The 13,925-nt window shown below is 71.4% G+C and carries 12 protein-coding genes; 5 read left to right on the top strand and 7 right to left on the bottom strand.

The features are described 5' to 3' along the window. Nucleotides 1-77: 77 nt before the first annotated feature. Nucleotides 78-1,457: an aminotransferase class V-fold PLP-dependent enzyme gene (locus ACWC2T_RS02695; protein ID WP_450668642.1), complete on the top strand. Its 1,380-nt coding sequence runs from the start codon at nt 78-80 to the stop codon at nt 1,455-1,457. A 38-nt stretch (nt 1,458-1,495) separates the two neighbouring features. On the opposite strand, the gene ACWC2T_RS02690 is transcribed toward ACWC2T_RS02695, so the two are convergent. Next, entirely contained in the window at nt 1,496-2,470 is a 975-nt protein-coding gene (locus ACWC2T_RS02690; RefSeq protein ID WP_450668641.1) for a carbohydrate kinase family protein, read from the bottom strand. 130 nt (nt 2,471-2,600) lie between these two features. Here ACWC2T_RS02690 and ACWC2T_RS02685 point away from each other — a divergent pair, with 130 nt between their 5' ends. Both ACWC2T_RS02685 and ACWC2T_RS02680 read left to right on the top strand, forming a co-directional pair. Next, nucleotides 2,601-2,822, top strand: a complete 222-nt coding sequence (locus ACWC2T_RS02685; protein WP_450668640.1) for a hypothetical protein — start codon at nt 2,601-2,603, stop codon at nt 2,820-2,822. 102 nt (nt 2,823-2,924) lie between these two features. Beyond that, complete coding sequence (locus ACWC2T_RS02680) at nt 2,925-4,559, top strand: hypothetical protein (RefSeq protein WP_450668639.1); 1,635 nt, start codon at nt 2,925-2,927, stop codon at nt 4,557-4,559. 82 nt (nt 4,560-4,641) lie between these two features. Here the strand turns inward: ACWC2T_RS02680 and ACWC2T_RS02675 are convergent, their stop codons facing one another. Continuing rightward, nucleotides 4,642-4,998, bottom strand: coding sequence for an iron-sulfur cluster assembly accessory protein (locus ACWC2T_RS02675; protein ID WP_028422454.1), 357 nt, complete (start codon nt 4,996-4,998; stop codon nt 4,642-4,644). Nucleotides 4,999-5,262: 264 nt separating this feature from the next. Here ACWC2T_RS02675 and nadA point away from each other — a divergent pair, with 264 nt between their 5' ends. Next, nucleotides 5,263-6,447 (top strand): quinolinate synthase NadA, encoded by a 1,185-nt coding sequence (gene nadA / locus ACWC2T_RS02670; protein WP_450668638.1) that lies wholly within the window; start codon nt 5,263-5,265, stop codon nt 6,445-6,447. 72 nt (nt 6,448-6,519) lie between these two features. On the opposite strand, the gene ACWC2T_RS02665 is transcribed toward nadA, so the two are convergent. The 5 genes from ACWC2T_RS02665 to ACWC2T_RS02645 all read right to left on the bottom strand — a co-directional run bounded on the left by ACWC2T_RS02665 (nt 6,520) and on the right by ACWC2T_RS02645 (nt 12,986). Further along, entirely contained in the window at nt 6,520-9,621 is a 3,102-nt protein-coding gene (locus tag ACWC2T_RS02665; protein ID WP_450668637.1) for an efflux RND transporter permease subunit, read from the bottom strand. Nucleotides 9,622-9,797: 176 nt separating this feature from the next. After that, complete coding sequence (locus ACWC2T_RS02660) at nt 9,798-10,478, bottom strand: response regulator (RefSeq protein WP_450668636.1); 681 nt, start codon at nt 10,476-10,478, stop codon at nt 9,798-9,800. Next, on the bottom strand, nt 10,475-11,707 hold the full coding sequence (locus tag ACWC2T_RS02655; protein ID WP_450668635.1) for a sensor histidine kinase: 1,233 nt from the start codon (nt 11,705-11,707) through the stop codon (nt 10,475-10,477). The genes ACWC2T_RS02660 and ACWC2T_RS02655 overlap by 4 nt, the downstream gene beginning before the upstream one ends. A 188-nt stretch (nt 11,708-11,895) precedes the next feature. Next, a complete protein-coding gene (gene pspAA, locus ACWC2T_RS02650; protein WP_450668634.1) occupies nt 11,896-12,174 on the bottom strand; it encodes a PspA-associated protein PspAA in 279 nt (92 codons plus the stop codon). 20 nt (nt 12,175-12,194) lie between these two features. Then, nucleotides 12,195-12,986: a PspA/IM30 family protein gene (locus tag ACWC2T_RS02645; RefSeq protein ID WP_142218880.1), complete on the bottom strand. Its 792-nt coding sequence runs from the start codon at nt 12,984-12,986 to the stop codon at nt 12,195-12,197. Nucleotides 12,987-13,232: 246 nt separating this feature from the next. Here ACWC2T_RS02645 and ACWC2T_RS02640 point away from each other — a divergent pair, with 246 nt between their 5' ends. Further along, nucleotides 13,233-13,862, top strand: a complete 630-nt coding sequence (locus tag ACWC2T_RS02640; RefSeq protein ID WP_450668633.1) for a DUF3043 domain-containing protein — start codon at nt 13,233-13,235, stop codon at nt 13,860-13,862. Nucleotides 13,863-13,925 lie beyond the last annotated feature (63 nt).

Here is a 13,925-nt window from a genome sequence, read left to right as displayed (position 1 = left end):
CCCCGCGGCGGAGCCGCTGATGTCACAGCCTCGCGCCCCTGGGTTGGCTGTCCCCGCCGGGGTCTTAACGTTGCCGTATGGCCTACTTTGACGCTGCCTCCGCCGTTCCTCTCCATCCCGTTGCCCGCCAGGCGTTGTTGGCCTCTTTGGATGAGGGGTGGGCCGATCCCGCACGGCTGTACCGGGAGGGGCGCAAGGCCCGGATGTTGCTGGATGCGGCGCGCGAGGCGGCTGCTGAGGCCGTGGGGTGCCGGGCGGACGAAGTGGTGTTCACGTCGTCGGGGACCCGGGCCCTGCACAGCGGGATCGCCGGGGCGTTGGCCGGGCGGCGGCGGGTGGGACGCCACCTGATCGTGTCGTCCGTCGAACACTCCTCCGTCCTCCATTCGGCGGAGGCGTTCGAGGCCGACGGGGGGACGGTGACCCGGGTGGCCGTGGACCGGGCGGGAGTCGTGGACCCGTCGGGTTACGAGGCTGCCCTTCGCCCGGACACCGCGCTGGCGTGCCTGCAGTCGGCCAACCACGAAGTCGGTACCGTGCAGCCGGTCGGTGAGGTGGCCGAGGTGTGCCGGGCCGCCGGGGTGCCGCTGCTGGTGGATGCGGCGCAGTCGCTGGGGTGGGGGCGCGTCGAGGGCGGCTGGTCGCTGCTGACCGGCAGTGCGCACAAATGGGGCGGGCCGTCCGGGGTCGGGCTGCTCGTCGTGCGCAAGGGGGTGCGGTTCTCCGCCCAACGCCCGGTGGACGAGCGGGAGTCGGGCCGGGCGCCCGGGTTCGAGAACATCCCGGCGATCGTGGCGGCCGTGGCCTCGCTGCGGGCGGTTCGGGCCGAGGCGGCCCAGGAGGCGGTACGGCTACGGGAGCTGACGGAGCGGATCCGGACGCGGGTGCCGCAGCTGGTGCCGGACGTGGAGGTGGTCGGCGATCCCGAGCTCCGGCTGCCCGGGATCGTCACCTTCTCCTGCCTCTACGTCGACGGCGAGGCGCTGCTGCACGAGCTGGACCGGGAGGGCTTCTCGGTCTCCTCCGGTTCCTCCTGCACGAGCAGCACGCTGACGCCGAGCCATGTGCTGAAGGCGATGGGCGTGCTGAGCGAGGGGAACGTCCGGGTGTCCCTGCCGATGGGCACCCCGGAGGCTGACGTGGAGCGGTTCCTGGAGGTGCTGCCGGGGGTGGTGGCGGGGGTCCGGGAGAAGCTGGGCGCACCGGCGGCACCGGCCGCCCAGCAGGGTCCCGGGGAGGTGCTCGTCGACTCCCTGGGCAAGCGGTGCCCGATCCCGGTCATCGAACTGGCGAAGGTGTTCGGTCAGGTGCCCGTCGGCGGGCTGGTGCGGGTCCTCTCCGACGACGAGGCGGCCCGCCTGGACATCCCGGCGTGGTGCGAGATGCGGGGGCAGGAGTACGTCGGGGAGGAACCGGCGGAGCGGGGTACGGCGTACCTGGTGCGCCGGGTCGCCTGAGGGGGTCCGGGGGCGCAGCCCCGAAGGGGCGCCCGGCCTCAGCCCAGATGAGCCCGCACTTCCTCCCCGGCCTCGTCGCCGTACGCCTTCACGAACCGCTCCATGAAGTGCCCCCGCCGCAGCCGGTACTCCTGCGTGCCCACCGTCTCGATGACGAGCGTCGCCAGCATGCAGCCCACCTGGGCGGCGCGCTCGAGCGAGACGCCCCAGGCCAGGCCCGACAGGAACCCGGCGCGGAAGGCGTCGCCGACGCCCGTGGGGTCGGCCTTGCGCTCCTCCTCGGGGACGCCGACCTCGATCGGGTCGTCACCGACCCGCTCGATGCGTACGCCGCGCGAGCCGAGCGTGGTGACGCGGTGGCCGACCCTGCCCAGGATCTCGGCGTCGGTCCAGCCGGTCTTGGACTCGATGAGGCCCTTCTCGTACTCGTTGGAGAACAGGTACGTCGCCCCGTCCAGCAGCACCCGGATCTCGTCGCCGTCCATCCGGGCGATCTGCTGGGAGAAGTCGGCGGCGAAGGGGATCCGGCGGGAGCGGCACTCCTCCGTGTGGCGGAGCATCGCCTCCGGGTCGTCGGCGCCGATGAGCACCAGGTCCAGGCCGCCCACGCGGTCGGCGACGGTCTTCAGCTCGATGAGGCGGGCCTCGCTCATCGCGCCGGTGTAGAACGAGCCGATCTGGTTGTGGTCGGCGTCGGTGGTGCACACGAAGCGGGCGGTGTGCAGGGTCTCGGAGATCCGGACCGACTCGGTGTCCACGCCGTGCCGGTCGAGCCAGGCCCGGTACTCGTCGAAGTCGAAGCCCGCGGCACCGACCAGGATCGGCTGGGTGCCGAGCTGACCCATGCCGAAGGCGATGTTCGCGGCGACGCCGCCGCGGCGCACGTCCAGGTTGTCGACGAGGAAGGAGAGCGAAACCGTGTGCAGCTGGTCCGCGACGAACTGGTCGGCGAAACGGCCGGGGAAGGTCATGAGGTGGTCGGTGGCGATGGAGCCGGTGACTGCGATGCGCACGACGGGGATTCTCCTGCGGGAGGCTGGGTTGACAGTTCACGCTACCCGGTCGGCCGTCCCCTCAGTAGTTGGCGAAACTACCCGATAGTAGATCTTTCTTCGCGGTGCGGAGCGGGCCTACCGTGCGGTCATGACGAACCTCAAGTTCCGCCACACCGTCCACGCCGACCTCGAGGGTGACCTGGAGGGCGACCTCGCCGTGCTGCGCGGCGACTGCGCCCGGATGGCGCCGCGCTGGGCGGTTCCCGAGCACGCCGAGGCCCGGCCGGTGCCGCCGTCCCTGATCCACGGGGTGAGCGTGCCGGCGCGGTCCGCGCATCTGCTGGACGCGATGTCCGACTACGGCGACTGACGCGCGGGGCGCATTCCGCAGGGAACCGCACGCTCCCCTCCCACGTCCCATCGCCGTCCTCCAGGCGGGGGATGCGGGATACGACCAGCGAGGAGCGATGCGGTGAACACCGAGCGACCCGAGAACCGCGAGCACCCGGAGAGCTCCGAGCACACCGAGAGCGCCGAGCACACCGAGGCCGCGGGGAACGCGGGCAGTAGCGGGGGCCAGGAGGGGCCCGAGGGCCCGGGGAAGCCCGAGCCGACGGCCACTGCGGCGGAGGGCGCCGACGGCACCGGCGGTATCGGCGACATCGACGGCGCGGAGGGCGGGCAGGCCGGCCGGCGGCGGTCGCGGCTCGTCGTCGTCTCCGTCGCCGCCGCGGTGCTGCTGGTCGGCGGCGGTGGCGCCTACCTCGCGGCGCGCGGCGACACCGGCGGTCGTACGGGCGGACCCGGCGCGGACGGCTCCGGCGCCACTCCCCCGCCGCTCGCGCTGGACGGCTGGACCAGCGGCAACGGCACCGCTGGGGGCGAGCCGGACCCGTACGGCGCGACATACGTCGCCCACGGCGCGCTGCCGGCCGGACCCGGCTCCGCGCCGGTGTACGTGCCGAAGGGCGAGGTCGGCAGGGACGCGGTGGTCCGGCTGGCCAAGGCGCTGGGGGTCGACGGCACTCCGGTGGCCGAGGGCCGGATCTGGCGGGTCGGCGGCAGGGACGGCTCCGGGCCGAGCCTGACGGTGAACCGGGACGCGCCGGGCAGCTGGACGTTCAGCCGGTACGCGCCGGGCACGGACGACTGCAGGAAGGGCGTCCTGTGCATGCACGACCCGATGGTGCCGGCCGGCGCCCCGGTGAGCGTGCGGAAGGCGACCGAGGTGGCCGCGCCGGTGCTGAAGGCGGCGGGGCTGGACGACGCGAAGATCGACGCGAGCCAGGTCATGGGGAGCGGGCGGGTCGTGAACGCCGACCCGGTGGTCGGCGGGCTGCCGACGTACGGCTGGACGACCGGCCTGACCGTGGACCGACAGGGCGCGCTGGTCGGCGGGCACGGGCTGCTCGGTGCGCCGGTGAAGGGCGACACGTATCCCGTGCTGGGCGCCGCGAAGACGCTGAAGCTGATGGACGCGGCGCCGAAGAGCGACCACCGCATGGGGATCGGCGGCTGCGCCAGTCCGGTGCCGATGAAGGACCGGCTGGAGCAGCCGTGCGGCGCGGCCACGGGCGCGCCGCAGCGGGGGGCGGACGCGGGGACGGACGCGGTCCCCGTGGACAAGGCGGTGTTCGGGCTGGCCGCGCACTCCGTCGCCGGGCGGCAGACGCTGGTGCCGTCGTGGCTGTTCGAGGTGCGGGGTCCGGCCGGCCAGGGCGCGTCGACGGTGTCGTACCCGGCGGTCGATCCCCGGTACCTGGCGTCGGCGGCCACGCCCTCGGCGCCCACCGCGTCCGCGGCGCCCCATGACGTGAAGGTCACCGGCTACCTGGCCGAGGACAGCGAGCTGACCGTGAGTTTCTACGGCGGGGTGTGTGCGGACTACACGGTGGCTGCCAAGGAGAGCGGCGAGCGGGTGACCGTGACCGTCACCGCGCACCCCTGGCCGGACAAGGTGTGTGTGCTGATCGCCAAGGAGTACGTCAAGACCGTACGGCTGGCTGCGCCGCTGGACGGGCGGACGGTGGTCGGCGCCGACGGCGCCCGTATTCCACAGGCCAAGCCGGGCGCCCTGCACCCGGACGCTTCGGCCCTGTCCCGCTGACCACCCGGCGCACGACGAAGGCGGCGGCCCCCCGCTCGGGGAGCCGCCGCCTTTCGGACCGTCAGGGTTGTGAGCCCTCGGCTCAGCTGAAGGAGTCGCCGCAGGCGCAGGAGCCGGTCGCGTTCGGGTTGTCGATCGTGAAGCCCTGCTTCTCGATCGTGTCCACGAAGTCGATGGTGGCGCCGCCCAGGTACGGAGCGCTCATGCGGTCCGTGACGACCTTGACCCCGCCGAAGTCCTTCTCCACGTCACCGTCGAGCGAGCGCTCGTCGAAGAAGAGCTGGTAGCGCAGGCCGGAGCAGCCGCCGGGCTGGACGGCGACGCGCAGCGCGAGGTCGTCGCGGCCTTCCTGGTCGAGCAGGGCCTTGACCTTGGCCGCGGCGGCGTCGGTCAGGATGATGCCGTCGGTGACGGTGGTGGTCTCGTCCGATACGGACATCTACATCTCTCCCGGGTTGTACGGAGACTGCTTGCCGACGAGTGCAACCGGCGCTTCCGCGGATTCATTCCGGGGCGGGCAGTCGTGTTGGCGCGTTCTTGCTTCCGTCTTCATGCTCGCACACGCCCCATGAGGTCGGCAGCGGCTCATGGAGGGACCCGGGCGGGATTCACGTCACATCGACGTTATGGCCATCGTCAAACTGACGTGAACCGGTTATGATAGATAGCGTCAGTTAGACGAAAAGTAGAAAGGGTGCGTGTCGTGACCACCGCCCAGACCCCGGAACTCGACGTGCAGCCGACTCCGCTCGCCCTGCTGCTGCTCGGCCGTGAGGCCGACCCGAAGAGCGAGCGGGGCGTCGAGTGCCCCGGTGACCTGCCCTCGCCGTCCGACCCGGACCTGGTCGCGCGCGCCCGTGCGGCCAAGGAGAAGCTCGGCGACAAGGTTTTCGTGCTCGGCCACCACTACCAGCGCGACGAGGTCATCCAGTTCGCCGACGTCACGGGCGACTCCTTCAAGCTGGCCCGGGACGCGGCCGCGCGCCCGGAGGCCGAGTACATCGTCTTCTGCGGTGTGCACTTCATGGCCGAGTCGGCCGACATCCTCACCTCCGACGACCAGAAGGTCGTCCTGCCCGACCTCGCCGCCGGCTGCTCGATGGCCGACATGGCGACGGCCGAGCAGGTCGCGGAGTGCTGGGACGTCCTGACCGAGGCGGGCGTGGCCGAGCAGGTGGTACCGGTCTCGTACATGAACTCCTCCGCCGACATCAAGGCGTTCACCGGCAAGCACGGCGGCACGATCTGCACCTCCTCCAACGCCAAGCGCGCCCTCGACTGGGCCTTCGAACAGGGTGAGAAGGTGCTGTTCCTGCCCGACCAGCACCTGGGCCGCAACACCGCCGTCCGGGACATGGGCATGTCCCTGGACGACTGCGTGGTCTACAACCCGCACAAGCCGAACGGCGGCCTGACGGCGGACGAGCTGCGTGCGGCGAAGATGATCCTGTGGCGCGGCCACTGCTCGGTGCACGGCCGCTTCAACCTGGACTCGGTCAACGACGTGCGCGAGCGCATCCCCGGCGTGAACGTCCTGGTCCACCCCGAGTGCAAGCACGAGGTGGTCGCCGCCGCGGACTACGTCGGCTCGACGGAGTACATCATCAAGGCTCTGGAGGCGGCCCCGGCGGGCTCCAAGTGGGCCATCGGCACCGAGCTGAACCTGGTACGGCGGCTGGCGAACCGTTTCGCACCCGAGGGCAAGGAGATCGTCTTCCTCGACAAGACGGTCTGCTTCTGCTCGACCATGAACCGCATCGACCTGCCCCACCTGGTCTGGGCCCTGGAGTCCCTGGCCGAGGGCAAGCTGGTCAACCGGATCGAGGTCGACAAGGAGACCGAGGCCTTCGCGAAGCTGGCCCTGGAGCGGATGCTCGCGCTGCCGTAGCGCGCACGAAAAGGGCCGGGTCTCCTGCGAGACCCGGCCCTTTTCCATGCCGTATCCATGCCGTCAGAGCCGTCAGACTCCGGCGGGCTCCAGGACCTTCTCCGCCTTCGCCTCCCGCTTGGCCGCCCGCTTCTTCGCCCGGCGCTCCGTGCGGAGTTCCAGCATCGCGTAGAGCGTCGGCACCAGCAGGAGCGTCAGCAGGGTGGACGTGATCAGGCCGCCGATGACGACCACCGCGAGCGGCTGGGCGATGAAGCCGCCCTCGCCGGTGACGCCCAGGGCCATCGGGAGCAGGGCGAAGATCGTCGCCAGGGCCGTCATCAGGATCGGGCGGAGGCGGTGGCGGCCGCCCTCGACGACGGCTTCCACCACGCCGTAGCCCTGCCTGCGGTACTGGTTGATCAGGTCGATCAGGACGATCGCGTTGGTCACCACGATGCCGATCAGCATCAGCATGCCGATCATCGCCGGGACGCCCATCGGGGTGCCGGTGGCGACCAGCAGGCCGATCGCACCCGTCGCCGCGAAGGGGATGGAGACCAGGAGGATCAGCGGCTGGGCCAGCGAGCGGAAGGTCGCCACCAGCAGCATGAAGACGATCGCGATCGCCGCCAGCATGGCGAGGCCCAGGTTCTTGAACGCGTCGTTCTGGTCCGACGTCACGCCACCGATCTCGGCCTTCGCGCCCGCCGGGAGCTTCAGCGCCTTGATCTTCGACTGGAGCTTGGTGCTGATGGCACCGGTGTTGTCACCGGTCGGCCTGGCCGTGATGGTGGCGGCGCGCCGGCCGTCGATCCGGGTCAGCGACACGGGGCCGTCCACCAGCTGCACCGTGGCGATGTCGCCGAGCTTCACCGGGCCGAGGCGCAGCGCCTTCAGCTGGGCCATCGTGGTCGCGGGATTGGCCGACCGCACGACGACATCGCGCTCGGTGTCGTCGAGGATCGCCTTCGCCGCCGTCGTACCGCGGACCGCCTCGGCAACCGCCGCGCCGAGCTTCTGGTCGTCGAACCCGGCCGCGGCCGCCTTGGCGCCCGCCTTGACCGAGATCCGGGGCACGCTCGTCGCGAGGTCGCTGGTGACGTCCGTGACGCCGTCCAGGCCGGCGACCGTGGAGCGGACCTGCTCCGCGGCCGTGCGCAGCGTCTGCGGGTCGGACGCCTTGACCACCACGCTCAGGTTCTGGTTGCCGAAGCCGTCACCGGCCGACACCGTGGTCGTACCGATGCCCTTGAGCTGCTTCAGGCCGTCCTCGATGTGCTTCTGCACCTTGGCGTACGACTTGGAGTCCTTGAGCATCACCTGGTACGACGCCTGGTTGGTGCTCGTGCCGCCGCCGAAGGCCGCCATGAAGCCGGAGGAGCCGACGGTGACCTGGTAGTCCTTGACGCCCTCGGTGGCGGCGAGCAGCTTCTCCACCCGCTTGGCCTGCGCGTCGGTGGCGGCCAGGCTCGTGCCCGGCTTCAGCTCCTGCTTGACGGTGATGACCTCCTGCTCGCCCTGGTCGAAGAAGTTCGTCTTCAGCAGGCCGCCCATGCCGAAGGTCAGCACCAGGACCACGATCGCGATCAGCACGCTGGTGAGGCGGCGGCGGGTGGCGAAGCGCAGGACGGGGACGTAGGCGCGCTGCAGGCGGCTGTTCGCCTCCTTCTCCTCGGCCCGGCGGCGGGCCTCGGCCGCGTCCTCGGGGGTGCCCTTCGGGGCGCGCAGGAACCAGTACGACAGGACCGGTACAACCGTCAGCGACACCAGCAGGGAGGCCAGCAGGGCCGCCGTCACCGTGATGCTGAACGAACCGAACAGGGCACCCACCATGCCGCCGACCAGGCCGATCGGCAGGAACACGGCGACCGTGGTGAGGGTGGAGGAGGTGACCGCGCCGGCCACCTCGCGCACGGCGTTCAGGATGGCGTCCCTGCGCTCCTCGCCGTAGCCGAGGTGGCGCTTGATGTTCTCCAGGACGACGATCGAGTCGTCCACGACCCGGCCGATGGCGATGGTCAGCGCGCCGAGCGTGAGCATGTTCAGCGACAGGCCGCGCGTCCACAGCACGATCAGGGCCAGCACCACCGACAGCGGGATGGAGACCGCCGTCACCAGCGTCGAGCGGACCGACGCGAGGAAGACCAGGATGACCAGGACCGCGAAGAGCAGGCCGAGCGCGCCCTCCGTGGTCAGGCCCTTGATGGACTTCGACACGGCCGGGCCCTGGTCGCTGACGACCGTGAGCTTCGCGCCCGAGCCGAGCTGCGCGCGCAGGTCGGGCAGCTTGTCCTTGACCGCGTTCGAGATGGTGACCGCGCTGCCGTTGTGGTCCATCGTCACGGTGACGGCGAGGCTGGGCCTGCCGTCGGTGCGGGTGATGGAGTCGGCCGGAGCCGGCTGCTCCTTGACGGTGGCCACGTCACCCAGCCGTACCGCCTTCTCCCCGCCCTGGCCGGTGACCATCAGGTCCTGGATCTGCTGCAGCGAGGTGAAGCCGCCGCCGACCTGGACGGTGTGGTTGGTGCCGTTCTCGTCGAAGGAGCCGGCCGGGACGGTCGCGCCGCCCGCCTGCAGGGCCTGGCCGAGCGCGGCGGGGGTGAGGCCGGCCCGGGCGAGCTTCGCGTCGTCCGGGGTGACGGTGACCTGCAGGTCGCGCACGCCGGTGACCTGGACGCGGCCGACGCCGTCGATGTCCTTCAGCGCCGGTACGACGGTGTTGTCCAGCTGGTCGGCGAGGGCCTGCTGGTCCTTGTCGGAGGTGGCGGCGAGGACCACGGTCGGCATGTCGTCGGTGGAGCCGGATATGACCTGCGGGTCGACGGCGTCCGGGAGCTGGTTGCGGGCCCGGTTCACGGCCTGCTGGACGTCGGAGACGATCCGCTTGGTGTCGTTGCCGTAGTCGAAGGACGCCATGATCACGGCGTTGCCCTCACTGGCGGTGGAGGTGACGGACTTGACGCCGTCGACGCCCTGGAGGTTGTTCTCGATCGGCTCGACGACCTGCTTCTCGACCACGTCGGGCGAGGCGCCCTGGTACGGCGTGATCACCGACACCATGGGCAGGTTGATGGTGGGCAGCAGCTGCTGCTTGATCTGGGGTATCGCGATCAGCCCGAAGACGAGCGCGACGAGCGACATCAGGCCGATCAGGGCCCGTTGCCGGAGGCTGAATCTCGACAGCCAGGACATGGATCAGGGTCTCTCAATCTGTGAGCGGCAGACCCTCTCACCCTGAGCCATCCCGGACGGCCGATCCGTAGGCCCTGGGTCCATTTCCTCATCCCGGTCCTACTCCGCTCGCAGTACGCCGGGGTGGAGATCCGCAGTACGCCCGGGTGGAGATCTCCAGGAGGCCCGGGTGGAGATCAGTCCGTCCTCGGACGCACCAGACCCGACTCGTACGCGATCACCACGAGCTGCGCCCGGTCGCGCGCGCCCAGCTTGGCCATGGCCCGGTTGACGTGCGTCTTCACCGTCAGCGGGCTGACCTGGAGGCGTTCGGCGATCTCGTCGTTGGAGTGGCCGCCGGCCACCTGGACCAGCACCTCGCGCTCCCGCCCGGTGAGCGTTCCGAGCCGGTCGGAGCGGGCGGGGTCACGGCCGTCGTCGCCGTCGCCCTGGGCGAGGAAGCGGGCGATCAGTCCCTTGGTGGCGGCGGGAGACAGCAGGGCCTCACCGCCCGCCGCGACCCGGATGGCGTTCAGCAGCTCCTCCGGCTCGCTGCCCTTGCCCAGGAAGCCGGAGGCGCCCGCCCGCAGGGCCTGGACGACGTAGTCGTCGACCTCGAAGGTGGTCAGGATGACCACGCGGACGTCGGCGAGGGAGGGATCGGCGCTGATCAGCCGGGTGGCGGCGAGCCCGTCCGTGCCGGGCATCCGGATGTCCATGAGGACCACGTCGGCGGCCTGCTCCTTCGCCAGCCGGACCGCCTCCGCCCCGTCCGAGGCCTCCCCCACCACCTCCATGTCGGGCTCGGAGTCGACCAGCACCCTGAACGCGCTGCGCAGCAGGGCCTGGTCGTCGGCGAGCAGGACACGGATCGTCATGCGGGCTCCCCCGGGGCCGTCGTACGGGTCTCGCTTCGGGTCTTGAGGGGCAGGATCGCATGGACGCGGAAACCGCCGCCGTAGCGGGGCCCGGTGGTGAGGGTGCCGCCGAGGGCGGTGACCCGCTCGCGCATGCCGAGCAGTCCGTGCCCGCCGCCGGCCCCGGGCACACCGGCCGCGCCCGCGCCGTCGTCCAGCACGGTGACCTCGATGTCCGTGCCCACCCGTACGACGCTGACCTCGGCCTTGGCGTCGGCTCCGGCGTGCTTCTGGGCGTTCGTCAGCGCTTCCTGGATGATCCGGTAGGCGGCGAGATCGACGGCGGCGGGGAGTTCCGTGCCCTGGTCGGCACGGGCCACCTCCACCGGGAGCCCCGCGTGGCGGAAGGTGTCGGCCAGCTCGTCCAGCCGGCTGAGGCCGGGAGCGGGCTCGGTCGGGGCGGCGGGGTCACCGGACTGACGGAGCAGTCCGACGGTGGCGCGCAGTTCCTCCAGTGCCGAGCGGCTGGCCTCGCGGACGTGGGCCAGGGCCTCCTTGGCCTGGTCGGGCCGCTTGTCCATGACGTGCGCGGCCACCCCTGCCTGCACGTTCACGAGGGCGATGTGATGGGCGACGACGTCGTGCAGATCACGGGCGATGCGCAGCCGCTCCTCGGCGACCCGGCGGCGAGCCTCCTCCTCCCGGGTGCGTTCGGCTCTCTCCGCCCGTTCCCGGATGGCCTGGACGACCGCGCGCCTGCTGCGTACGGCGTCCCCGGCGGTGGCGCCGATACCGGTCCAGGCGAGCACGCCGAGGTTCTCCTGCGCGTACCAGGGCAGCGGGCCGCCCAGCATGGCCGCGGCCGTCAGCACGGTCATGGTGAGCAGGCCGACCCGCCAGGTGGTGGTGCGGTCGGTGGTCGCGGCGACGGTGTACAGGGCGACCACGGCGGACATCGCGACCGGGGCGCGGGGGTCGCCCGTGACGCACTCGACCACGGAGAAGGCGCCGGTGACGGCGAGGACCGTCTTGGGGGCGCGGCGGCGGAAGACCAGCGCGGCCGCGGCGAGCAGCATGAGGAGGAGGCTGAGGGGGTCGGGGGTGCGGACGCCCCAGGTGACCCCGTTGTCGCCCCTCGGGGTCACGAAGGATCCCGCGATCATGCAGACCAGCACGCCTGCGGCGATGGTTGCGTCCAGCGCGAGGGGGTGCGCTTTGAGACTGCAGCGGGCGCGGTCGAGAGTGCTCACGCATTGAACAGTACGGGTGCCGGCAAGGTGCCCTGTGCCGTGGCCGGGCGGGGGCCGGGTCGCTTGCCCGCGCGTGCGGGGTGCCCCTACGCAGCCGACGGCGCTGCAGTTCCCCAGGGGGCGCGGGGAACTGCGCGAGCAACCCACCACGGACCCGCACCCGGCGACGGCGAGCACCGCCAACGGCGCTACCCCGGAATCAGCCCCTCATCGCTCAGCATCTCCCGTACCTCCGCCAGCGACGCCTCCGGCGACGGGAGGATCAGCTGCGAGGGTTCCAGCGCGTCGTCCGGCAGGGGCGTGCCGAGCCGACGGACGGAGTCGAGGAGGGCGGCGAACGTGCGGCGGAAGCCGGCCTCGTCGCCGCTCTCGATCTCGGCCAGCAGCTCGTCGTCCAGCTTGTTGAGCTCGGGGAGGTGCGCGTCGTCCAGCCGCACCTGCCCCTCCCCCATGATCCGTACGATCACGTCGGCCTCCTCGGTGGCCCCTACTGCTTGTCGAAGCGCGGGGTGTCCTGCGGCTGCTGCTGGGTCTGCCCCTGCCCGGTGCCGCCCTCGATGGCCTGCTGCGGCGAACCGCCGGCCAGCTCGGCCTTCATGCGCTGCAGTTCCAGCTCTACATCACTACCACCGGAGAGCCGGTCCAGCTCGGCCGCGATGTCGTCCTTGGCCATGCCGGTCGGGTCGTCCAGGGCGCCGGAGGCGAGCAGCTCGTCGATGGCGCCGGCCCGGGCCTGGAGCTGCTGCGTCTTGTCCTCGGCCCGCTGGATGGCCAGGCCGACGTCGCCCATCTCCTCGGAGATGCCGGAGAAGGCCTCGCCGATCCGGGTCTGGGCCTGGGCGGCGGTGTAGGTGGCCTTGATGGTCTCCTTCTTCGTGCGGAACGCGTCCACCTTGGCCTGCAGGCGCTGGGCCGCGAGGGTGAGCTTCTCCTCCTCGCCCTGCAGGGTGGCGTGCTGCGTCTGCAGGTCGGTGACCTGCTGCTGGAGCGCGGCGCGCCGGGACAGCGCCTCGCGGGCCAGGTCCTCGCGGCCGAGCGCGAGCGCCTTGCGGCCCTGGTCCTCCAGCTTGGAGGACTGCTGCTGCAACTGGTTGAGCTGGAGTTCCAGACGCTTGCGGCTGGTCGCCACGTCGGCGACGCCGCGGCGGACCTTCTGCAGCAGCTCCAGCTGCTTCTGGTACGAGTAATCCAGGGTCTCGCGCGGGTCCTCGGCCCGGTCAAGGGCCTTGTTCGCCTTCGCGCGGAAGATCATCCCCATACGCTTCATGACACCGCTCATGGGCTTCGCGCGCCCCCTTCTGACGGACTCCAGCTCACAGATCCTGCGACAGGACCCACAGTACGGGCCCTGACTCCATTACCGCACTGTTCGGGGAGTGATGCGCTCATCCCCGAGGACGACTGCGGACCGTACCGCTCCGGCGTGAGGAGTAGGTGGTCCCCCACCGGCCCGCACCGGAACGTCCCCTCTGTCCCCCTACAGACGTCCGGCGTTGCCGGATCGTTCCCCGCCGGGCTGGGGTCCATGCCGGTGAAGCCCGTACCCTTGGGTTTTGTGTTCCGTAGCCGTGCCAAGGACGAGAAGGCCCCGACCGCCGACAAGGCGCAGGTGAACCTCTCCAAGCAGCCCCGTGACCCGCAGGCCCCGAAGGGCAGGCCCACGCCCAAGCGCAGTGAGGCCCAGTCCCAGCGGCGCAGCGTGGCCAACACGCCGACCAACCGCAAGGAGGCCGCCAAGCGTCAGCGCGAGGAGCGGCGCCAGGCCCTGGAGCGGCAGCGCCAGGCGCTGGCCACCGGTGACGAGCGCTATCTGCCCGCCCGGGACAAGGGCCCGGTCCGCAAGTTCGCCCGCGACTGGGTGGACTCGCGGTTCAACGTGGCGGAGTTCTTCCTGCCGCTCGCCGTGGTGATCCTGGTGCTGAGCGTGGTGCGGGTGCCGGCGATCCAGTCGATCGCGCTGCTGCTGTGGCTGGTGGTGATCGTGCTGATCGTGCTCGACGCGGCGTTCAGCGGGTTCCGGCTGAAGAAGCGGCTGGCGGAGCGCTTCCCGGACCAGAACACGCGGGGCGCGGTCGCCTACGCCCTGATGCGCTCCCTCCAGATGCGCCGGCTCCGGCTGCCGAAGCCGCAGGTCAAGCGCGGAGAGCGGCCCTGAGCGCAGAGGCCTTCACCGGGGGCGCCGCCGAGGCCCGGCTGGACAAGCTGGGCAGGCTGCGTG

Source organism: Streptomyces sp. NPDC001393 (assembly GCF_053597455.1).
This window is presented reverse-complemented; position numbering and strand designations above follow the sequence as displayed.